At 54.8% G+C, this 21,192-nt stretch carries 18 protein-coding genes; 11 read left to right on the top strand and 7 right to left on the bottom strand.

Annotated elements, in window-relative coordinates:
• From AQ1_RS08190 to AQ1_RS08205, 4 genes are all read left to right on the top strand, one after another.
• Window positions 1-898: DNA repair protein RadA (locus tag AQ1_RS08190; RefSeq protein ID WP_042086193.1), on the top strand; the 898-nt coding region annotated here is incomplete at its 5' end.
• 98 nt (window positions 899-996) lie between these two features.
• Entirely contained in the window at window positions 997-1,686 is a 690-nt protein-coding gene (locus AQ1_RS08195) for a CvpA family protein (protein WP_052371124.1), read from the top strand.
• Between the two features lie 159 nt (window positions 1,687-1,845).
• A complete protein-coding gene (gene purF / locus AQ1_RS08200; RefSeq protein ID WP_042086194.1) occupies window positions 1,846-3,333 on the top strand; it encodes an amidophosphoribosyltransferase in 1,488 nt (495 codons plus the stop codon).
• A gap of 18 nt (window positions 3,334-3,351) precedes the next feature.
• Window positions 3,352-4,092: an SDR family NAD(P)-dependent oxidoreductase gene (locus AQ1_RS08205; protein ID WP_042086195.1), complete on the top strand. Its 741-nt coding sequence runs from the start codon at window positions 3,352-3,354 to the stop codon at window positions 4,090-4,092.
• Here AQ1_RS08205 and AQ1_RS08210 read toward each other — a convergent pair.
• The 4 genes from AQ1_RS08210 to AQ1_RS08225 form a co-directional block, all read right to left on the bottom strand.
• Complete coding sequence (locus AQ1_RS08210) at window positions 4,089-4,727, bottom strand: glutathione S-transferase family protein (protein WP_042086197.1); 639 nt, start codon at window positions 4,725-4,727, stop codon at window positions 4,089-4,091. The two genes, AQ1_RS08205 and AQ1_RS08210, sit on opposite strands and share 4 nt — an antisense overlap.
• Window positions 4,728-4,813: 86 nt before the next feature.
• Window positions 4,814-5,164 carry a 2Fe-2S iron-sulfur cluster-binding family protein gene (locus AQ1_RS08215; RefSeq protein WP_313978688.1) on the bottom strand — a complete coding sequence of 117 codons (351 nt, stop codon included), beginning with the start codon at window positions 5,162-5,164 and terminating at the stop codon, window positions 4,814-4,816.
• The gene (locus AQ1_RS08220) at window positions 5,161-6,351 is read right to left on the bottom strand and encodes a cysteine desulfurase family protein (RefSeq protein WP_042086249.1); all 1,191 of its coding nucleotides are present in this window, start codon (window positions 6,349-6,351) and stop codon (window positions 5,161-5,163) included. Before AQ1_RS08220 ends, AQ1_RS08215 begins: the two co-directional genes overlap by 4 nt.
• Window positions 6,352-6,409: 58 nt before the next feature.
• On the bottom strand, window positions 6,410-7,621 hold the full coding sequence (locus AQ1_RS08225) for a cysteine desulfurase family protein (RefSeq protein WP_042086198.1): 1,212 nt from the start codon (window positions 7,619-7,621) through the stop codon (window positions 6,410-6,412).
• Between the two features lie 191 nt (window positions 7,622-7,812).
• Here AQ1_RS08225 and AQ1_RS08230 point away from each other — a divergent pair, with 191 nt between their 5' ends.
• Window positions 7,813-8,451, top strand: coding sequence for an alpha/beta hydrolase (locus AQ1_RS08230; protein ID WP_042086199.1), 639 nt, complete (start codon window positions 7,813-7,815; stop codon window positions 8,449-8,451).
• A gap of 27 nt (window positions 8,452-8,478) precedes the next feature.
• On the opposite strand, the gene AQ1_RS08235 is transcribed toward AQ1_RS08230, so the two are convergent.
• Window positions 8,479-9,630: an anhydro-N-acetylmuramic acid kinase gene (locus tag AQ1_RS08235; protein WP_042086201.1), complete on the bottom strand. Its 1,152-nt coding sequence runs from the start codon at window positions 9,628-9,630 to the stop codon at window positions 8,479-8,481.
• Window positions 9,631-9,747: 117 nt separating this feature from the next.
• Here AQ1_RS08235 and tyrS point away from each other — a divergent pair, with 117 nt between their 5' ends.
• Window positions 9,748-11,031: a tyrosine--tRNA ligase gene (gene tyrS, locus AQ1_RS08240; RefSeq protein ID WP_042086203.1), complete on the top strand. Its 1,284-nt coding sequence runs from the start codon at window positions 9,748-9,750 to the stop codon at window positions 11,029-11,031.
• A 28-nt stretch (window positions 11,032-11,059) separates the two neighbouring features.
• On the opposite strand, the gene AQ1_RS08245 is transcribed toward tyrS, so the two are convergent.
• Together AQ1_RS08245 and AQ1_RS08250 are read right to left on the bottom strand one after the other, a co-directional pair.
• Window positions 11,060-11,299 (bottom strand): hypothetical protein, encoded by a 240-nt coding sequence (locus AQ1_RS08245; RefSeq protein ID WP_042086205.1) that lies wholly within the window; start codon window positions 11,297-11,299, stop codon window positions 11,060-11,062.
• A complete protein-coding gene (locus AQ1_RS08250) occupies window positions 11,275-14,385 on the bottom strand; it encodes a YhdP family protein (protein ID WP_042086207.1) in 3,111 nt (1,036 codons plus the stop codon). The genes AQ1_RS08245 and AQ1_RS08250 overlap by 25 nt, the downstream gene beginning before the upstream one ends.
• A gap of 143 nt (window positions 14,386-14,528) precedes the next feature.
• On the opposite strand from AQ1_RS08250, the gene AQ1_RS08255 reads away from it, so the two are divergent.
• From AQ1_RS08255 to AQ1_RS14505, 5 genes are all read left to right on the top strand, one after another.
• Window positions 14,529-17,444 carry a bifunctional [glutamine synthetase] adenylyltransferase/[glutamine synthetase]-adenylyl-L-tyrosine phosphorylase gene (locus AQ1_RS08255; protein ID WP_161760504.1) on the top strand — a complete coding sequence of 972 codons (2,916 nt, stop codon included), beginning with the start codon at window positions 14,529-14,531 and terminating at the stop codon, window positions 17,442-17,444.
• The gene (gene bcp, locus AQ1_RS08260) at window positions 17,441-17,929 is read left to right on the top strand and encodes a thioredoxin-dependent thiol peroxidase (protein WP_042086209.1); all 489 of its coding nucleotides are present in this window, start codon (window positions 17,441-17,443) and stop codon (window positions 17,927-17,929) included. Before AQ1_RS08255 ends, bcp begins: the two co-directional genes overlap by 4 nt.
• Window positions 17,930-18,016: 87 nt before the next feature.
• Window positions 18,017-18,841 (top strand): ferritin-like domain-containing protein, encoded by an 825-nt coding sequence (locus tag AQ1_RS08265; RefSeq protein ID WP_042086210.1) that lies wholly within the window; start codon window positions 18,017-18,019, stop codon window positions 18,839-18,841.
• 165 nt (window positions 18,842-19,006) lie between these two features.
• A complete protein-coding gene (locus AQ1_RS14500) occupies window positions 19,007-20,440 on the top strand; it encodes a M23 family metallopeptidase (RefSeq protein WP_052371126.1) in 1,434 nt (477 codons plus the stop codon).
• Entirely contained in the window at window positions 20,427-21,062 is a 636-nt protein-coding gene (locus tag AQ1_RS14505) for a polymer-forming cytoskeletal protein (protein WP_052371127.1), read from the top strand. Before AQ1_RS14500 ends, AQ1_RS14505 begins: the two co-directional genes overlap by 14 nt.
• The last annotated feature ends 130 nt before the right edge of the window (window positions 21,063-21,192 follow it).

The raw sequence follows: 21,192 nt of genomic DNA on the forward strand, positions 1-21,192 counted from the left end.
AAAGAACCCGCCGGCGGTTCTGGTCATCGATTCCATCCAGACCGTGTTTTCCGATCAGCTCGATTCCGCGCCGGGAACCGTGGCTCAGGTGCGCGCCTCGGCCGCGGAATTGATCGCCTATGCCAAAAGCCGTGGAACCATCATGCTGATCGTGGGCCATGTCACCAAGGATGGGCAGATCGCCGGCCCCCGGGTTTTGGAGCATATGGTTGATACCGTGCTTTATTTCGAAGGCGAACGCGGCCATCAATATCGCATTTTGCGCAGTGTCAAAAACCGTTTTGGCGGCACGGACGAGATCGGCGTTTTTGAAATGACCGGCATCGGGCTATCGGAAGTTTCCAATCCTTCGCAGCTTTTTTTGTCGGATCGCGCGTCCGCCGTGGCGGGGTCGGCGGTTTTTGCCGGCATTGAAGGATCGCGCCCTTTGCTGGTGGAAATTCAGGCGCTGGTGGCGTCCAATTCTGCGGCCAACCCAAGGCGCGCGGTGGTGGGCTGGGATTCCGGGCGTTTGGCGATGATCCTGGCTGTTCTCGATGCCCGCTGCGGGCTGGGCTTATCGGGATCGGATATTTATCTCAATGTGGCGGGCGGACTGAAGGTGGGCGAACCCGCGGCGGATATGGCGGTGGCAGCAGCCCTGATTTCATCCATGTCGGGGGTGCCTGTGCCGCAGGAAACGGTCATTTTCGGTGAAATCAGCCTGTCGGGGGATGTGCGCCCGGTAACCCAGGCCGAAGCCCGCCTTAAAGAAGCCGAAAAGCTGGGCTTTACCAAAGCCCTGATCCCCAACGGCACCAAGGCGGGGGCAACGGGCCTTTGCATCGAGAATTTCGGGCGTTTGCATGAACTGGTCGATCTGTTTGCCCCCGATGAACGGGCTTTGCATCTTGCTTAATCGAGCACTGGACAAGGGCGGTTTTTTCAGGCCACAAAGGCGGAAGGAAACAGAGATGAGGCCTGCAAAAATCCTTGGTGCATTGAAATGAGGACGCCATGTCGGAATCGATGACGGCATTCGATATATTGGTTCTGATTGTGATGGCGGGCTTTTTCCTTTATGCCATCTTTCGCGGTTTCACCACGATGCTGCTCTCTGTTCTGGCCTGGATCGGGGCCATATTGATCACCCTTTATGCCATGCCCATGGTATCGCGCTTTGCCCGCGACCTGATCGAGCCACCCACCCTGGCCGATTTCATCGCCCTGCCCGTTTTGTTCATCGCAAGCCTTGTCATCCTCAAGATCGTGGCCAATTTCATTGGCGGGCGGGTGCGCTCGGGCCCTGTGGGGTTTCTTGATCGTTCCCTTGGTGCGGCTTTGGGCCTGATTTTGGGGGCGATCCTGATTTCTTCCACCTATCTGTTTTTTTCCGCCACCCTTGGGGAAAAGCGCTATCCCGATTGGGTGCAACAGGCGCGCTTCAAGCCCATCGTTGCCTATGGAGCCACCATGGTGGCAAAAACCGGGCCGGAAATTTTTCGCACAGTGGAACAAGATCGAACCGGCGAGGCGCTGTTGCAGCAGATGCGCAAAAGCTATGATAGCGGAAGCCAGCGCCTGCGCGATGTGGTTGAACCGGCTTATGAAGATGCCCAAAGACAGATGATGAACCAAAAGCTCGAAGAATTGCTGAAATCACAAGACGATACGCCAAATTCAAAGCCGGAACCCAAAAAGCCATAGCCCGATTTGATGTAATTTTTGCAGGGAAACGGCTTTTCACCGGCAGGCTCTGGGCGTATAGGAAGGCACAGAATGGATCTTGAAGCCAAACGGGATCGGCTTAGGTCTGGAACAGTCAAGCCTGCTTTAAGGGCAGCTCATTCGGGATCAGATCAAGACATGAGCCAATCGCCGCATAAAGCTCCCCTCATCACCTCGCCTTTTGATGATGATAAGCTGCATGAAGAATGCGGCGTCTTTGGGATCATCGGCACCGAAGATGCCGCCGCCCATACGGCATTGGGCCTTCATGCCCTGCAGCATCGCGGGCAGGAAGCGGCGGGGATCACCGCTTTTGATGGCACGCATTTCGTTTCCCAACGTCAATTGGGCCATGTTGCCGATAATTTTACCAGCCAAAAGCTGATCGATACCTTGAAAGGCCACAGCGCCATCGGGCATGTGCGCTATTCCACGGCGGGCGGCAGTTCCATGCGCAATGTGCAGCCGCTTTTTGCCGATCTGGCCACCGGTGGTTTTGCGGTTTCGCATAATGGCAATCTTACCAATGCCTGGCATCTGCGTCGGCAACTCGTGCGTCATGGCTCGATCTTTCAATCTACCTCCGATAGCGAAGTGATCATTCATCTGGTTGCCACATCCACTTATCGCTCCCTTTATGACAAGCTGATCGATGCCTTGCGCAAGATCGAAGGGGCCTATTCCCTTGTCATCCTCACCCGCGATGGGCTGTTTGGGATGCGCGATCCTTTGGGGGTGCGCCCGCTGGTGATGGGCAAGCTGGGGGATTCCCATATTCTGTGCTCGGAAACCTGCGCCCTCGATATTTTAGGGGCGCATTATGTGCGCGAAATCGAACCGGGGGAAATCGTCATCATCAGTGGTGAGGGAAGCGGCCAAACCGTTAAATCCATCAAGCCTTTCGCTCCGCAAAATCCCCGCCCCTGTATTTTCGAGCATGTTTATTTCTCGCGGCCCGATAGCCTTGTGGATGGCCTTTCGGTTTATGATGTGCGCAAACGCATCGGGGCCGAATTGGCACGCGAAGCCCCCGTGGATGCCGATGTGGTGATCCCGGTTCCCGATTCCGGGGTGCCGGCGGCCATTGGCTATGCAGCGCAATCTGGCATTCCCTTTGAACTGGGGATCATTCGCAATCATTATGTGGGCCGCACCTTTATCGAGCCATCGGATCATATCCGCCATTTGGGGGTTCGGTTAAAGCACAATGCCAATCGCTGGCAAATCGAAGGCAAGCGCGTCATTCTGGTTGATGATTCCATCGTTCGCGGCACTACATCGCTCAAAATCGTTGATATGGTGCGGCAAGCGGGCGCGCGTGAGGTGCATATGCGGATCGCCAGCCCACCCACACGCCATAGCTGCTTTTATGGGGTCGATACCCCCGAACGTTCAAAGCTTTTGGCCGCCCGCATGGATATCGATGCCATGCGCGATTATATCCATGCCGATTCTCTGGCTTTCGTTTCCATCGATGGCCTTTATCATGCCTGTCTTCTTCCCGAAGGCCGTAATAACCAACAGCCACAATATTGCGATGCCTGCTTTAGCGGGGATTATCCAACGCATCTGACCGATCAGGAAAATGATCGCGATCAGGAACTTGCGTTATTTGTGGCCCCCTGAAACCAGCGGATAGCAAAAATGGCTTTATTAAAAGATCGGATTGCCGTCGTTACCGGCGCTTCACGGGGGATCGGCTATGCCGTTGCCAAAGCTTTGGCCGCCCAAGGGGCGCATATCGTTGCTTTGGCGCGGCCCCGCAGCGTGGGCGCTTTGGAAGAACTGGATGATGACATCCGCGCGATGGGCGGCTCGGTAACGCTCACGCCTCTTGATCTCACAGATTATGAGGGGATCGATCGTTTGGGGGCTGCCCTTTATGAACGCTGGGGAAAGCTGGATATTCTGGTGGGCAATGCCGGGCTTTTGGGGTCGCTTTCACCCCTTGGTCATCTCGCTCCCAAGGAATGGGATGAGGTGATGGCCGTGAATGTGACCGCCAATTGGCGCCTGATCCGCAGCCTTGATCCGCTTTTGCGGCAATCGGATGCCGGGCGCGCCCTGTTTGTCACATCAGGGGCCGCGCACAAGGCTGTGCCTTATTGGGGGCTTTATGCCACAACCAAGGCCGCCTTGGAAAAAATGGTTGAAATCTATGCCGCAGAATGTGCCAAAACGGCGGTCAGGGTCAATCTGATCGATCCCGGCCCGATCCGCACCGGTATGCGGGCGAAAGCCTTTCCCGGTGAAGATCCTGAAACCCTGGCAAAACCGGCTGATATCGCGCCGCTTTTTCTGGAAATGCTCCGCCCTGATTATCAGGAAAACGGGGACATGGTCCATTTCAAGGAATGGAAAACACGCCCCCGCCAAAAGGCTTAATTGGATGGGGTGGCCGCAAAGCTATAGGGGCCACCGGCTTTCAGAGCGCGGATATAAGCCGGGCGCTTTTGGATGCGGGCGACATAGCCGCTCAGATTCGGGCGTTCTTTCAGCCGTCCACTGCTTTGGGCGATTTCGGCAATGAAAATCAGCATGAAATCAGCCGCGCTCAGATCATCGCCCATGATAAAATCGCGGCCTTCCAGTGCTGCCTCAAGATAATCAAGCACATTATTGATTTCGCTGTTTATTCTTGGCCCCAAAGGCGCACCTGCTTCGCCCAATTTTCCCACATATAACCCCAAAAGGAACGGCAGGATGGCCGATCCTTCAGCAAAATGCAGCCATTGCTGATGCGCCCAATGATCAGGATGATCGGTTTTAGGGATCAGCGCGCCCTGGCCATAAAGCTGGGCCAGATAGTCAACGATGGCCGCCGATTCAGCGATAACCAGATCGCCATCTTCGATCACCGGGGATTTTCCCAAAGGATGGATGGCTTTTAATCCTGCGGGGGCAAAGCGAGTTTCCGCATCCCGGGTCCAATGCTGGATTTCATATTCAGCCCCCAATTCTTCAAGCAGCCATAAAATCCGCTGCGAGCGGGATTCATTGAGATGATGGACCTTAATCATATTAAACCTTTCAAAGTGTTTGTTGATTTTGAAAAAACATCAGATAAACCAAACGGCCAGACACAACATCCCAGCCCACTGTTAGTTCAGCCCCAATCCTCATCATGATCGGGGGGCAGTTTGATCACCAGCCCATCATAATCCGGCCCGGTGATGATCTGGCAGCCCAGTCTTGATGTTGGGGTGACACCCGGCGTCAGATCAAGCAGATCTTCTTCATCCTCACTCATGGGCGGTAATCTGGAAAAATCCTGTGGAGAAAAGATCATATGGCATGTGGAGCAGGCAAGATTGCCGCCACAGGCCCCCTCTACATCCACGCCAAATAGATGCGCCAGCTTCATCAATGAGATCCCGATGGGCGCATCCACCTTTCTGTGGGATTGACCATCCCTGCCCATAAAGATGATCTCGATATGATCCGGCTTCATGGTCATTGATTGCGATCCCCGCTTTTGAGACCCCCCAATTCATCAATCACGTGATTGATCGTTTCGCATGCGAAATCAACCTCATCGATGCTTGTGGTCCGGCCAAAGCCAAAGCGGATCGAGGATAAACTCTCGGCACGCGAACGCCCGATGGCGCGGAGCACATAGGATGGCCCCGATGTGGCCGAGGCACAGGCCGCCCCCGATGACACCGCCAGATCGCGCAGGCCAGACAATAACCGATCCCCATCAATCCCGGGAAAGGAAAGATTGAGATTGCCCTCATAGCGCTTTTCCAGATCGCCATTGATCAAAATGCCCGGATGCGCCTGCCGCAATCCTTCAAAAAATCGTTGCGAAAGCCTGCGCACATGGCGGCGATCTTCGTCCATTTGTTGGGCTGCCACGCGGCTTGCCTCGCCCAATCCCACGCATAAAGCCGGGGATAAAGTGCCCGAGCGCACCCCTTCTTCCTGCCCACCCCCCGACATTTGCGGCACGAACCGCACCCGGGGCCGGGATCGCCGCATGAAAATCGCCCCCACCCCTTTGGGGCCATAGATCTTGTGGCCTGAAATGCTCAAAAGATCGATGTTCATCGCTTTGATATCAAGAGGGATTTTTCCAAACGCCTGGGCCGCATCACAATGGAAATAAACGCCTTTCCGATGGCACAGGGCCCCAATTTCGGCCAAAGGCTGGATCACCCCGATTTCATTATTCACTGCCATCACCGAAACAAGGGCGGTGCGATCCGTGATCAGGTCGGCCAGTTGATCCAGATCGATCAGGCCATCGCGCCCCACCGGCAACCATTTGACATGTGCGCCCCGGCGCTCCATCGCCAAAGCCGATTCCAGCACGCATTTATGTTCGGTCACCGGCACGATCAGTTCGGGCTTTACCGAAAGCATGGCCTCCATCACGCCTTTGATGGCCAGATTATTGGATTCCGTTGCCCCGGACGTGAAAAAAACCGCCCGGGGATCGGCCGCAATCACCTGCGCCACCGCCTTGCGGGCTTCATCGATGGCCGCAGCGGCTTCCCAGCCAAAACGATGGGTGGTGGAATGGGGATTGCCAAAACCTGCCTCAAACCCAGCCCCAAACCATGGCGTCATGGCCGCATACACCCGTTCATCAAGGGGTGTTGTGGCTTGAAAATCCAGATAGATCGGACGCTTCACAGGCATTTTACGGGTCCTGGCTTCATCAAACATGGCTCGCCCCCCTCATCTTACGCTTACAAGATCAGGTCATCGACATTGGGCGACGGGATCGGGCGCGATCATAAATCTTTTTCCACACAACCAAAAACCGTTCGATATCCTCCATCGTGTTTTGCACACCCATGCTGAGCCGGATCACCTCGCCACACGCCTGTGATGTGGCCCCCATGGCTTTCAACACATGGCTGGTCCGCACTTTTCCCGATGAGCAGGCCGCACCGGAACTGACCGCAATGCCCTCAAGATCAAAGCTCATCACCTGGGTTTCCGCAGATAAGCCGGGCATCCGAATGGCGCTGGTATTGGCAATCCTTTCCACCGCCCGGCCATAAATTTCAGCCTCTGGCGCGATTTCGGCCAGCCTTTGTTCCAGATAACTGCGCAGGGCGGCAATTCCCTTCATCGCACCCAATTGCTGGCGAGCGTGAAGGGCGGCGGCGCCAAAACTTGCGATAGCAGGAAAATTTTCCGTGCCCGATCGCCGCCCCTGTTCCTGCCCGCCCCCGGTGATGAGCGGCATCAGCCCCAAAGCGGGCCGCAGCCACAGGCAGCCCACACCTTTCAAGGCACCGATTTTATGGCCCGAAAAGCTGATGCAATCAGGGCCATCCGCCGCCCCCACATCAATGGGCAGGCGGCCCAGCCCCTGCACCGCATCGCAATGCAAAAGCCCGCCTGCCTCATGCACGATACGGGCGATGGCGGCGATGGGCTGGATCACGCCGGTTTCATTATTGGCCAGCATGATCGAGACGAGCGCAGGGCGGGATACTTCGGCCAAACATTGGCGCAAGGCCGCAAAATCGATCAAACCATCCTGATCCACCGGGCAAAGGGCCATCTGATTGCGTGTGACCCCATCAGCATCCAGCCGCCCATCCAGCGCTGAGGCTGCCGCCAGAACGCTTTCATGCTCGGTGGCATTGATGATCAGGGGGCGGAAGGCAGCCGCGTCCTTTGCCCCATCCGCATTTTTGGGCAAGCGCAGGCCGCGCAGGGCCAGATGATTGGCTTCGGTGCCGCCGGATGTGAAAATGACATCCTGTGGCCGCGCCGAAATGAGGGTTGCCACCTCGGCCCGTGCCTTTTCCAGCAGGCGCTTGGCTGCCCGCCCTTCATGATGCACAGAAGATGGATTGCCAACCAAAAGCATGGCACGCAGGGCCGCTTCACGGGCTTCAGGCAAAACCGGAGCCGTGGCATTATGATCAAGATAATGGCGTGTTGTTTTCATCCCTGTGAAATGGCATGTCATAAGCACGGTTTCAAAGCTAAAAAAACGATCCTGCCAATTCCAATGGTTGGCCTGCTGCTGCGCGATGGCTTGCGCCGGGGCACCACAGGGTTATATAAAGCGAGTTCGTTCCAGAGTCTGCGTGCTGGCACCCTGGTGATCATTGCCCGATCGGAGAGTACCCCAAACCTATGCCCGATGTTATTTTCAACGGTCCGGAGGGTCGGCTTGAAGGCCGTTACCAACCCGGAAAATCAGCCAATGCGCCTGTTGCGCTGATCCTGCACCCGCATCCGCAATTTGGCGGCACCATGAATAACAAGGTGGTGTATCATCTGTTTCATGCCTTTGCGCAGCGCGGATTTGCCACTTTGCGCTTTAATTTTCGCGGTGTTGGCCGCTCGCAGGGCGAATTTGATCAAGGCATTGGCGAGCTATCGGATGCCGCATCGGCACTGGATTGGCTGCAAACCTTTAATAGCGAAGCGCCCGCCACATGGGTTGCGGGCTTTTCTTTTGGTGCCTGGATTTCCATGCAGCTTTTGATGCGCCGCCCGGAAATTCAGGGCTTTATTTCTGTTGCGCCGCCCGCCGATAAATATGATTTCAGCTTTCTGGCACCCTGCCCTTCATCGGGGATCGTGGTGCAGGGCACGGCTGATGATATTGTCGCCCCCGCTGCCGTTCAAAAGCTGATCGAAAAGCTTAAGCAGCAAAAGGCCATTACCATCGATCAAGCCATCATCGAAGGCGGCGATCATTTTTTTGAAGGTAAGCTTGATCAGATGATCGGTGAAGTGAATCGCTATCTGGATAAGCGCCTGAGTTGAACCCGTGTGGCAGGATTGGCCATAAGATCATGAATGGGGGAACAGGCGCCCCCCGCTCATGGCTTTTGGCACGCCCGTGGTTTGGGGCCAGCTGATCGCCAAGCCCAGTTTGGATCGCACTGCCAGATAGGCAAAGGCTTCGGCTTCCAAAACATCGCCATTCCACCCAATCTGCTCCACGGGTTTTACCGGCACGGCCAGATGATCAGCAAGCTGGCGCATTAAGGTGCCATTATGCCGCCCACCCCCGGTGACATACCAGCCATCAACCGGATGGGGGAAATGCGCCCGCGCCTTGCCAATGGCGCGCACCGTAAAATCCGTGAGTGTGGCCGCACCATCCTCAGCCGATAGCCCCTTCAAAGATTGCAGGGAAAAGGCATCGCGATCCAAAGATTTGGGCGCAGGCCGCGCGAAAAACGGGTGGGCCATCAGGTCCTTGATGATCCCTTCATCCGAACGACCCTTAGCGGCCAGCCGCCCCCCTTTATCATAAGACACGCCCAAAGATTGCAACACCCAATCATCGATCAAAGCATTGCCGGGGCCGCAATCAAAGGCCATGATCCGCGCTTCATCCGCGCTATCGGGGTGATCCGGGCGCAAATCGAGCCAGGTTATATTTGCAACCCCGCCGATATTAAGGATCGCGACAAGCTGATCCTTGATCCGATCATCGGCACAGGCCCGAAATAGCGCCCGATGATAGGCCGGGACCAGCGGCGCGCCCTCGCCCCCGGCAACCACATCCCTGCTGCGGAAATCGGCCACCACATCGATCTGAGAAGCCCGCGCCAAAGCCCCGGCATCGCCGATCTGCCATGTCAGCCCGTTTTTGGGATCATGAAAAAGGGTGTGACCATGAAAGCCGATCAGATCGATTTCATCAGGTGCCAAGCATGACTTTTGCAAAAGCTTATCCACGGCATCTTGATGCGCCATGGTGATCCGGGCCTCGATGCTTGCCATTTCGGTTTTCACCTCAAATCCGCCTTGGCGGGCGCGCGCCACAGCTTGCGCCAGATCATGGCGCATTTCGGGTTCATAGGGCAAAAAACAGGAGGGACCGGTCCGCACCCAATCCTGACCATCGGTTTCGATGATCGCCGCATCGATGCCATCGCGGGATGTTCCGCTCATCAATCCAAGGGCGCGATAGGCTGCTGCGAGCTTTGTCATGTCCATTCCCTGCTGTGCATCGGCCAATTGCAACCGGCGCACAGGCCGTGCTAGATAACCGGGCTTTTTCGTTTACCCACCATCTTTGGCCCCAATGTCTGACAAGAATCAATCCTTATGACGAGCTATCAATCCGATCTCATGCGTGTTCTTGATGAACGCGGCTTTTTGTTTCAAAGCACCAATGATGTGGCCTTTGATGCTTTGGCCGCCCGCCAAAGCCTGCCTGCTTATATCGGCTTTGATTGCACCGCCCCGTCCTTGCATGTCGGCTCATTGGTGCAGATCATGATGCTGCGCTGGATTCAGAAAACGGGCCATAAGCCGATTGTTCTGATGGGGAGCGGCACCACCCGCATCGGCGATCCCACAGGCCGGGATGAAGCCCGTAAATTTCTGAGCCTTGAGGATATCAATAGCAATATGGCGGGGATCAAGCGGGTTTTTTCCCGCTTCATCGATTTTGATGACAGCCCCACCGGCGGGCTGATGGTTGATAATGCCGAATGGCTGGATGGTTTGGGTTATCTCAGCTTTTTGCGCGATGTGGGCCGCCATTTCACGATCAACAGAATGCTGAGTTTTGACTCGGTGAAGCTGCGGCTGGAACGCGAACAGCCCATGACCTTCCTCGAATTCAATTATATGATCCTACAGGCCTATGATTTTGCCGAACTCGCCAAGCGGCATGGCTGCCGCCTGCAATTGGGTGGCTCCGATCAATGGGGCAATATCATCAATGGCATTGAATTGAGCCGGCGCATGGATGGGCTTGAGCTTTATGGCATCACCAGCCCCCTGATCACCAAATCCGATGGCAGCAAAATGGGCAAAACCGCACAAGGGGCGGTGTGGCTTAATGAAGAGGCCCTTTCTGCCTATGATTATTATCAATTCTGGCGGAATGTTCCTGATGCCGATGTTGGCCGCTTCCTCCGCCTGTTTACCGAGCTTGATCTGGCCGAGATTGCAAAGCTTGAAGCCTTGGGCGGGGCGGAGATCAATGAAGCCAAGAAAATTCTGGCCTTTGAAGCCACGAGGCTGGCGCGCGGGGACGATGCCGCTGTGATGGCGCAAAATACTGCCACCCAAACTTTTGAGCAGGGCACATTGGCGGAGGGCCTGCCCCAAATCGTCATCGAGCCGGGGCGCCTCACCTCATCTGATGATCCTGCATCAACGGATGAGGGATTAAGCATCCTCGATCTTTATATCGAAGCCGGGCTAGCCCAATCGCGCAAGGAAGTGCGCCGCCTGATCAGCCAGGGCGGGGCGCGGCTCAATGATCAGCCCGTAGAGGACGAAAATTATCGGATTTCTGCCGATGATTTCGAGGATCATCAGCTTAAATTATCGGCGGGCAAAAAGCGCCATGCCCTCGTCATCCTGAAATCCTCCTGAAATTCTCTTCAGCCGGTCAGATGCAGCTTTATTGGGGCGGTTCGGCGCTTTCAAGGGCCGGATCAGCTTCCTCCCCATTTTTTGGCGGATTATTCAAAGGATCCAGGGGATCAAGCTCATCAAGCTCATCAAGGTCATCAGGCTCGATCCTGCCCTTGCTGCCCTCGAAGGGTTTGCGCAAAATCCCCGGCATGATCGCCGTCAACGCATTGACCGAAATATCGAGATCGGATGTGCGGCCCTTCACCCGATAAGACAAGGCAAACAACCCCCCCCCTGCCCGCCGGTGAACAATCCGCCAATCAGGGGAATATTGCCCAGAAAGGAATTGAACCGATAGGCAGGAACGATCACCCCATTGATATTGATGCGATCAAATTGTTCATCGATCTGCCCTTCCATGGTTAATCCAATACGCGGACCATTGGCAGAGGCCCCATCAATATCCACAATCCCGTTTTGCAGGCTGAAGGGCACCCGCATGTCATCAAAAACCAGCCCTCCCGGGCCGATATAGTCCTCCAGCCCGCTGCCCGCATCGCCCGAAAGAGTTTCATTCTGTGATTGATGAAGGGTTACATCGCTCAATCTGGCCTCGCCACTGGCTGCCAGATTCCCTTCAACAAGGGAAAGATCGGCGCGCATATCCAAAGCGCCCCCCTCGGCATTGGGAAAAATGCCCAGCCCCTTCAGTGTTTGTCCTGCATTGCCAGACGACAAAACAAGGCTTCGACCATCCTTATTGTCCGCTTTCCCATTATCCGCTGGCATCAGGCGCAGATATAAAGCCTCGTCATTCTGGGCTTCATCCTCCCCTGTTTTGGCCGATAGGTTCAAAGCCCGCACAATCTGCCCATCATGGCGGCCGGAAATAGCCAGATCATAAAAACTGATACCATCCAGCGCCACAAGCCTTTCCAGATCAAAGGCAAAGGATATGGCCTCTATCGGCTGCTCATCGGCTGTTTGTGCTGATGATTGGTCAGGCGAGCCTAAGCGCGCGCCCAAGGATTTCAAAAGCCCCCTTAAATCCAGGCTTTTCCCATCCACATCAAGGATATAGGCCTGATCCTTCATAGATAATCTGGCGCTGATATCGGTTTTACCCATGCGCCAAAGGGGAAAATCGGCGGATAGAAAACGACCATCTCCGGCCAGATCAATCGAACCGGAAAGCGCGCCATCCGGCGATTGCATCCTGATCTGTTCAAAATGGATTTGATCCTCATCACTGAAATCGATGGAAAAGCTTGATGTTGCGGCCATCTCGGCGGGCTTATGCCAGCCCAAAGGCTCCACCGCCAAAATCGCATCATCCAAATTCAGGGCCACCTGCCCCTTTTCGATTTCAGGGCCACGGCCTTGCAGGGTGATCTCGGCTTTACCCGTGCCGGAAAAATAGGGCGCAGGATCAAAAAACAGATTGGCCAAAATCGCGCGATCAAAAGATGATGTGATGGTAAAATCCGAAGACAAGGCCCCATCTTCGGCGCTAAAATTTTCCTTCCAGATGATATCAAGATCGGCCGCGCCCAGCCGAGCGGTGCCCGCAGCCTTCAGGCCATAGCGATCAATATGCAGATCAAGATTGCCGTCTTCTAAAGGTTTTTGGGCAAAAAGATCGGGGATCGCAAGCTTTTGCACAGTCGCCTGCACATCGATCCCCACATCATCCAAAGACAATTCTTTCACCAGCGGAAAATCAAGCTGCGCCACAAGCTGGCCATCACCTATCAGGCGATCCGCCTCTAAACCAAAAGACGTGGTATAGCCCAAGGGTTCATAATCGATCAGCCGCAGAATATCGGGAAGCGGGGCCTCAACTTTCAAAGCAATGCTGGCCATTTGTGGGCCGGGCTGATCAAAATCATAAAGATGCACCTGTGATCCAGCCACCGGCAAGCCATCAGCCGCGCCACCCTTGATCTGCAGCATCAGATCGCGCGCCGATAATGTGCCCTCGCCCGAAGCATCGAGGATGGGCGGCATCGGCCTTAAAACATGGGCCTCAAGTTTTTCAAATTTAAAATTGAGGCTGAATTGTTCATTGCTCAGGCTTTCGGCCTGCCAATCTGCGGCCTTGAGGTTCAAGATAAGATTGCCATCATGAAGGCGGCCTTTGGGCATATTCTCAGCGATCCAGCGCCGTGCTCCCGAGGACAGATCATTGGGCCAGTATTCGGCCAGATCCTGCACCCGCAATTGCGAAAATCCGCCTTTTAAATTGATTGCGGGCGGCCCTTTGCGGCCGGGCATAACCTGACCGGATAAAAATAATTCTGTTTGGGCAAAACGTGCCGAAAGGCCGGTCACCTCCAGCAATCGGCTTTTGCTGTCATATAAAAGCGATGCCGCCAATTCGTCAAAAGCCCGGGGCGCATCATACCATGGGCTGATCGCCAAAGCCCCACTACCCGCCCGCAGATCAAGCATGATCGCCAATGTTCGCTCGGGCTTTGCAGACAGATCAAGATGCAAATCCGTGCTCAGGGGCATCTCAAGACCAAGAAAAAACGCGAGTTTATCAATACCGCGCGCCAGAGCAGGCAAGCGCAGATCGGTCAAGCGGGCATCAAATTGGCGCCGGCCGTCCTTCCCGAAAACGCGACCTTCAAAGCTGATGGCACCGGCTGGACCCTTGTTATTCGCAATGATCTGGCCCTGCCCATTTACATTTAACTGAGCTTCTCCGGCCCGGCGAAATTGCAAGGCGGCATCGGGTATGGTCCAGATCACCCCGGATGGGCGTTCTTGCAATTCTATGTGCGCGCTTTTGATTTCCAATTGAACAAGGGAGGAAAAAGGGGCATCGGGGCTCACTTCATCCGTCAACTGATCAATCACCGTTTTCAAAAGCGCCGGCATTTCAAGATCGAGAGCACCATCATCAGCGTTTTTATCAGCGCTTTCAGCAACATCAGTCGCCCGGCTTTCGCCGCGCAAAAGGGCATCCAGCCTTTGCGCCGACCAGCCAATGCGCACATCGGCCTCTTCGATGATGATATTCAGCGGGCGAAATTGTCCCTGCAAAAGGGCGCTTGCCTCGCAATAAATGATCAACGATGGCAGCTTCGCATCATTTTCATCACCGGATTCGTCAACCAGGGACAGGGCTACATCCGATAAGGTAATTTCAAGGCGGTTTTCATCCCGGTTCCAAAAAAGCGCAGCCCGGGAAAAATCTACGGCAAAATCGGGATAGAGATCATTAATAAAAATCGCTGCTTGATCAGAAAAAGGTCCGAGCGAGAGAGGCTTCAAGCTCAATCTGATCATTAAGGCCGCAGCCCCCAGCGCAATCACCACAATCACAGCGATGATAAAAAAGGCGGTTGATTTCAGCCATCGGCGCACGCGGGTCTCTCCAGAACAGAACTTTCTATCAACTAAAATCATGGCCCTGATATGACCGGACTCCGAACGGGACTTGACCCGATCATGCCGATTTCCGCATTGTCTGATCCATGATTTTGCGATCAGATCAGGAAAAGAGCCAGATGCCTGCCATAGCACCCCCCTATGATCAGATCAAAGCGGCAGATGCATATGACGCGCTTTTGAAGACAAGCGATGATCCCAAAGATCTGGCCCTTTTGAAACAAGCCGAAACCAAAGCGCTGGTTCACGCCATGGCGGGCAACAGCCCCTTTCTGGCACGGCTCTTACAAATGTGCCCGGATGCTTTGCTAGCAATGCTATCCCTTGGCCCGGATGCGGCATGGACGGCACAGTATGAAGACGTGCGGCAACAGACATATTCGGCTGCAAATCTCGATCAACTGATGCAGTGCCTGCGGATCGCCAAAATGCGGATGGCCCTTTTGGTGGCGGCAGCCGATCTTTCGGGTCAGTGGGATTTAGGCAAAATCACCCGCGCCTTATCAGATTATGCTGATCTCTCCATCGAATCGGCGGTGCAGTTTCTTTTGCTCGATCGCATCCAGAAAGGTGAATTGAAAGCTGGGAACGATGGCGACAAACCCGAAAATTGCGGATATTTCGTGCTGGCCATGGGCAAGCTGGGAGCGCATGAACTTAATTATTCCAGCGATATCGATCTGATCGTTTTATATGACGAGGAAATCGCGCAAGCCACGGGCCCGCGTTCCCTATCTGATTGCATGATCAGGATCACCCAGGATCTGGTGCGGATTCTTGATGCCCGCACGGCTTATGGTTATGTGTTTCGCACCGATCTTCGGTTGCGGCCCGACCCCGGGGCCACATCCATTGCTTTATCGGTGGGGGCGGCGGAATCCTATTATCAAAGCCTTGCCCAGCCATGGGAGCGGGCCGCCATGATCAAGGCCCGGGTCTGTGCCGGTGATCGCAAGGCAGGCGCCGCCTATCTGCAAAGATTATCGCCGTTCATCTGGCGGCGTTCGATGGATTTTGCGGCCATTGAGGATATTCACCGCATCAAAAACCAGATCCATCGTCATCATCATCATGAAAAGGGCGCTTTCAGCCTCCCGGGATTTGATGTGAAGCTGGGTCGGGGCGGCATTCGTGAGATTGAATTTTTCACCCAGATCAATCAACTCATAGCCGGGGGCAGAAACCCTGCCTTACGCAGCAAAGCAACTCTGGAAACACTTGATCATCTGGTGCAGCACAACCGGATCAAGGCTATCGAGCGGGATGAACTGGCCCAGGCCTATCAATTTTTGCGGATGATCGAACATCGCCTGCAAATGATCCATGATGCGCAAACCCATAAAATTCCCGAGCAACCCGATGATCTGGCGCGAATCGCCTGTTTTTGTGGGTTCACATCCCCCGATGCTTTGCACAGCGCACTCAAAAATCATCTGGACCCTGTCAGCCGGCATTATGAAGCCCTATTGCCCGCCGGTGATGAAACGGAAGACAGTGGATATCCAAATGAGGCGGCGCTGCTATCCTTGCTCGAAGAGCTGGGCTTTGCCAATCCATCCGATATGGTGCAGGTGATCGACCGCTGGCAAAGGGGCCGCTATCGGGCCTTGAAAACGGCCCGGGCGCGCAAGCTTTTATCGCATTGCCTAAAGCCGCTTTTGGAAGCCTTTTCCGGCACCCAGCAGCCGGATCGCGCCCTCAGTCGATTTGATAGCTTCATCGCCCAACTGCCTGCGGGTGTTCAGATTTTCTCGCTCTTTCAATCGAATCCTTCGCTCTTTCGGCTGGTGGCGCGGATCATGGGAATCGCCCCCGCTTTAGCCGAAAACATGGCCCGCCATCCGCATCTGGTGGATGCGATCCTTGATCCCGATTTTTTTGCGCCCCTGCCCGATCAACAGGCCTTGCGCGCGGATCTGGAAACCGCCCTCAAAAGGGCGCGGGATTATCAGGATATTCTCGATATCGTGCGGCGCTGGACTGATGAGCGCAAATTTCAGCTTGGGGTGCAGGCGCTTGAAGCCATTTGCAATGTGCGTGAAACCAGCCTGTCGATGACCAATCTGGCCGATGCCGTGATGGAAACGCTGCTGCCCCGGGTTGTGGATCAGTATGCCGAGCGTTTCGGGCGTTTTCCCGGCGGGGCTTTAGGCATCGTGGCGATGGGAAAATATGGCGGCCGGGAATTGTCTTTCGGCTCTGATCTTGATCTGGTGTTTCTTTATGATGTGGCGGGCGATGCCCAACAATCCGACGGCCCGAGACAAGTGGGGCCCTCGCGCTATTTCAGCGGCCTGGGGCAAGCACTTTTAACCGCCTTCACGGCGCTAACATCCGAAGGGCGGCTATGGGAGGTGGATACCCGGCTGCGGCCATCGGGCAATGCGGGGCCACTGGTTGTCACCTTGAAAACCTTTGCCGATTATTATCGCGATGCCGCCTGGACATGGGAGCATATGGCCCTGACCCGGGCCCGGCTGGTGGCCACGCCCGATAGCATGGCCGATAATATCAGGCGCAACATTCACAGCACCCTCACCGCCGGCCATGATCCGAAGGCCCTGATGCCTGCGGTTTTTTCCATGCGGGAAAGGCTTGCCGCGCAATTTTCAACGGAAAATCCCTGGAGCCTGAAACATGTGCGGGGCGGGCTGATCGATATGGAGTTCATCATCCAATATCTGTTATTGCGCCATGGCCAAAAGCAGCAAACAATCTTCACCCCAAGGCTTGATGATTGCATCGATCATCTGATCGCCATCAAGGCGCTGACATCAGATGCTGGGGATAAGCTGAAAACGGCCCATGCCCATTTCCATGCCATCCAAAGCATCTTGCGATTGACCTTGACCGGCGAGCCTGATGAGCGCAGCTTTCCGCCCGAATTGCGCGCCGTGCTTGCCCGGGCAACCCAAGCCACGGATTTCGCACACACCCAAGAGCAATTAATGACCGGGCTTGCCGATGTGAAGCAAATTTATCATCATTATCTGGGTCAACACCGCCAAGCACAGGAAAGCGAGACAGTTTCATGACCGACAATCCATCCGCAACGGGCCCCGCAATCGGCGACAACGCCCCCGATTTTTCCCTGCCCGCAGATGGTGGAGACACTTTGCGCCTTGCCGATTTCAAGGGCCGGAAGCTGGTATTGTATTTCTACCCAAAGGACAACACCCCCGGCTGCACCACCGAAGCCAAGGATTTCAGCCGCCTCAAAGCGGAATTCGATGCCGCCGATACAGTGGTTCTTGGCGTTTCAAAAGATTCCGTCAAAAAGCATGACAATTTCATTGCCAAGCAGGATCTTAAAATCCGGCTCTTATCAGATGAAAAGGGCGATCTGTGCGAACGCTATGGCGTATGGCAGGAAAAACAGATGTACGGCCGCAGCTATATGGGCATCAACAGATCGAGCTTTCTGATCGACCGGGAGGGCAAAATTGCCCATCTCTGGCCCAAGGTGAAGGTAAAGGGCCATGCCGATGAGGTTCTGGCCGCCTGCCAATCCTTAGCTTGATTATGGCCTTGGCGTGATGATGGCCTTAGCGTGATGATGGCCTTAGCGTGATGATGGCTTTGGTGTGATCGCATGTTTAATTCCGCAATGACGAATGCGCCGACCCAAACTCTGGGGGCCATGGCGGCTCAGGTGCTGGGCTGTGATGATGCCATCCTGAAAGCCCGCAAAAGCCGGGAAGCCGCCAGCCTGTGGCAAGCCGGTGCGCTGGTGGCATCCTTTCCCAAAGCCCTGCCCGCCCGCCCCGGTCGACCGCAAAAACCGCAGCTTTTGCCACCCGGTGAAATGCCCCGCAGGCGCAAAGCCGGAAGCCTTGCCACCCGCATCGCCCTGCTTCATGCCGTGGCCCATATCGAATTGAATGCCATCGATCTCGCCTGGGATCTGATTGCCCGTTTTGGCGCGGATATGCCCCGTGATTTTCTGGATGATTGGGTGGGGGTTGCCGATGATGAAGCCCGCCATTTCATGCTGATATCAGATCGTTTGATCGCTTATGGCTCGGCTTATGGCGAGCTGCCCGCCCATGATGGGCTGTGGGAGGCGGCCATCAACACTGCGGATTGTTTTGAAGCCCGCCTTGCGGTGGTGCCTTTGGTTTTGGAGGCACGGGGCCTTGATGTCACCCCATCCATGATTGCGCGGTTCCAATCCATGGGTGATTCGGAAAGCGTAGAAGCGCTTTCGACCATTTATCATGATGAAATCGGCCATGTGGCTGCAGGGGCGCGCTGGTTTCACTGGCACTGTGAAAGGCTTGGCCTTGATCCCGAAAAAAGCTTTCAATCCCTTGTCACCCGCTATTTTCGCGGTGCTTTAAAGCCGCCCTTTAATGTGGAAGCCCGCAGCAAAGCCGGGCTGGCAGAAAGCTTTTACCAGCCGCTGGCACCTCAAACCGCTGAAAAGCCTTGATCTTTGGGTATTTTGACGGTCATTTATATCAGGAACATGAATGAATTGAGAACAATTGCTTATCTTGTTAAGGCATTTGCAAATCATCTGCCCATAACATAAGGCTCTTGTGGCTTTCAGTTTCAGGCAAAGCAGAAATACAGTTCATAGGGATAGATCAGTCTTTTGCGTATCCACAAAGAGCATATCCTGCGTCAGGCAACGCAGCTTTTTGAGCGGGCATTTCCCGAACGCCAGATTTTTTTCCGTACCCGCGGCGAAGTGCGATTTGCGCGCCTGTCACCTTTGTTTCAGGCATCGGTTTCAGTGATCGCCCTTGGGCTCGTGGGCTGGACCTTGACCGCATCCATTTCCTATCTCACCGATGATAATCGGGTAGCCACCAAGCAACAGGAATTGAAATATGTCTCTCACGAGTTGAATTCCCTGCTGGTTGAATTGGAACGCCTGAAAAGCAGCGCCCTTGATCGGGCCGAGCGCCTGGAAGCCCGACAAAAATTTCTTGAAAAACTGGCCCCCTCAGCCACCCTGAAGGCGGCTGTTTCACAGCAATCTAATCAGGATGCAGCGGGCTATCCATTGCTCGATGGGCCGCTTGTGATGCGTCCTCCCCTTAATCTTCAAAACACGTCCGATGCCGCAGATGTGGGTATGGATAAAGCCCATGAAACCGACAAGGAACCGGCAGAGGACGACCTTTCATCGACCCAAGGTGATCGCCTGAATGAAAGCGCCCGTCTGAGACCTTCCGGCGCGCAGTGGAAAGCCGCTAATTTTGCAAATGCGGCGATGGGCGGATTGGTGATTTCCGACGCACAGGCCGCCCCAACGCTTGATCTCAGATCACGTCCTTCCTCGTCAGAGGCAGTCACATCTATTTCTGAAAGCTTTGATCTCATTATCGAAAAACTTGATCGGGTTGAGCGCAATCAGAATCGAAAGGCCCAAGCGCTGATCCTTGCCGAACAAGAAAATATCGAGCGCAGACATGAGGTGATCGCCAGTCTGGGTATTCCCTATGATGCTTTGCTCAAGAAAATGGAACCGCAAACCGGCACTGGCGGACCTTTTACGAGCGCCGACCCATCTATTTTTTCAAAAGTCTTTCAAAAACTTGGGGAATTGGTATTTCAACGCAGCCTGATCGATCAGGCAATCGCGAATATCCCATCCCATATCCCTGCGGCAAAATATTATATCAGCAGCCATTTCGGCGCCCGGATCGATCCTTTTCGTAAAAGCTGGGCGGATCATTCCGGCCTTGATATGGCGGGCTGGCGGGGCGAGCCGATCATGGCCGCCGCCGCCGGAACCGTGGTCACTTCTAGGCGCAAGCCGGCTTATGGGCTGATGGTGGAAATTGATCATGGCAATGGTTTTCGGACACGTTATGGCCATATGCGCAGTTTAAGCGTAAATTCCGGGGAAATCGTCAAACCCGGTCAGAAGATTGGTGAAATGGGATCAACAGGTCGATCAACAAGTACGCATCTGCATTGGGAAGTCTGGTTCAATGGTGCTCTTGTCGATCCCTTGCCCTTTATTGAGGCCGCTCTCGATGTTCAAGCGCTCCAGCAAGGCAGATATGAAGAAAATTGATCCAGTACCCAATGGAAAACGGGACAGCAGCCTATCGGGGGCCCCCTCGATTATCAGCAAGGCTGTTGAGATTCTGGGCAATATCGATAGCCCGGGTGAAATTCAGCTCGATGGCAATATCAAGGGTGATGTGACCTGCGATTCTTTGACCGTGGGGGATTGCGGCAGTATTTTGGGCACCATCCGGGCTTCGACTGTGACCATCAGGGGCACTGTGGATGGTGAAATTCGCGGCCATGCCGTGCGGCTTGAAAAAACGGCCCATGTTACGGGCGATATTTTGCATCAATCTTTATCTGTTGAGGCCGGTGCGAAATTATCCGGCAAGATCGTGCATGTGGATAATCCGCTGAAAGAAGAAACCGCAAGCAAGGCCGATCCCGTTGAACAGCCTGAGCCTCAATCAGCCAGCAATGAAGGGGACTTACGCCCTGCGGATCGCCAGACAGATCGCCAGTCAGATCGTCAGACAGATCGTTCTGGCCGGCAAAAAGATCCGGTCTACCCCGATGGTCGCCCTTTAGGTGCGGGCCTTTATGGCCGCTCAGCAGGCTCTGGACCAGCAGGCTCTGCTCCCTCTGGGGCCGATGGCCCATCACGGGAAAAACAAAGAACTTCCTGATCCCGCCTTCACCTTTATGGCCTCAGTCCGACAAAATAATGACGGTTTTGTTGTGCTTCGGATGCCAAGCGGCTAGCATCTCCGCCAATGCCCATTCGGTGGGCCAAAAACCAGACGATAAGGCGGGGCA

The organism is Iodidimonas nitroreducens, assembly GCA_000710935.1.
GTDB lineage: Bacteria > Pseudomonadota > Alphaproteobacteria > Sphingomonadales > Rhodothalassiaceae > Iodidimonas > Iodidimonas nitroreducens.

What these genes read in the sequence shown, in the direction of transcription:
- AQ1_RS08195 (WP_052371124.1), top strand. Translation starts at nt 997, where the DNA reads ATGTCGGAATCGATGACGGCATTCGATATATTGGTTCTGATTGTGATG.
- purF (WP_042086194.1), top strand. Translation starts at nt 1,846, where the DNA reads ATGAGCCAATCGCCGCATAAAGCTCCCCTCATCACCTCGCCTTTTGAT.
- AQ1_RS08205 (WP_042086195.1), top strand. Translation starts at nt 3,352, where the DNA reads ATGGCTTTATTAAAAGATCGGATTGCCGTCGTTACCGGCGCTTCACGG.
- AQ1_RS08210 (WP_042086197.1), bottom strand. Translation starts at nt 4,727, where the DNA reads ATGATTAAGGTCCATCATCTCAATGAATCCCGCTCGCAGCGGATTTTA.
- AQ1_RS08215 (WP_313978688.1), bottom strand. Translation starts at nt 5,164, where the DNA reads ATGACCATGAAGCCGGATCATATCGAGATCATCTTTATGGGCAGGGAT.
- AQ1_RS08220 (WP_042086249.1), bottom strand. Translation starts at nt 6,351, where the DNA reads ATGCCTGTGAAGCGTCCGATCTATCTGGATTTTCAAGCCACAACACCC.
- AQ1_RS08225 (WP_042086198.1), bottom strand. Translation starts at nt 7,621, where the DNA reads ATGAAAACAACACGCCATTATCTTGATCATAATGCCACGGCTCCGGTT.
- AQ1_RS08230 (WP_042086199.1), top strand. Translation starts at nt 7,813, where the DNA reads ATGCCCGATGTTATTTTCAACGGTCCGGAGGGTCGGCTTGAAGGCCGT.
- AQ1_RS08235 (WP_042086201.1), bottom strand. Translation starts at nt 9,630, where the DNA reads ATGACAAAGCTCGCAGCAGCCTATCGCGCCCTTGGATTGATGAGCGGA.
- tyrS (WP_042086203.1), top strand. Translation starts at nt 9,748, where the DNA reads ATGACGAGCTATCAATCCGATCTCATGCGTGTTCTTGATGAACGCGGC.
- AQ1_RS08255 (WP_161760504.1), top strand. Translation starts at nt 14,529, where the DNA reads ATGCCTGCCATAGCACCCCCCTATGATCAGATCAAAGCGGCAGATGCA.
- bcp (WP_042086209.1), top strand. Translation starts at nt 17,441, where the DNA reads ATGACCGACAATCCATCCGCAACGGGCCCCGCAATCGGCGACAACGCC.
- AQ1_RS08265 (WP_042086210.1), top strand. Translation starts at nt 18,017, where the DNA reads ATGACGAATGCGCCGACCCAAACTCTGGGGGCCATGGCGGCTCAGGTG.
- AQ1_RS14505 (WP_052371127.1), top strand. Translation starts at nt 20,427, where the DNA reads ATGAAGAAAATTGATCCAGTACCCAATGGAAAACGGGACAGCAGCCTA.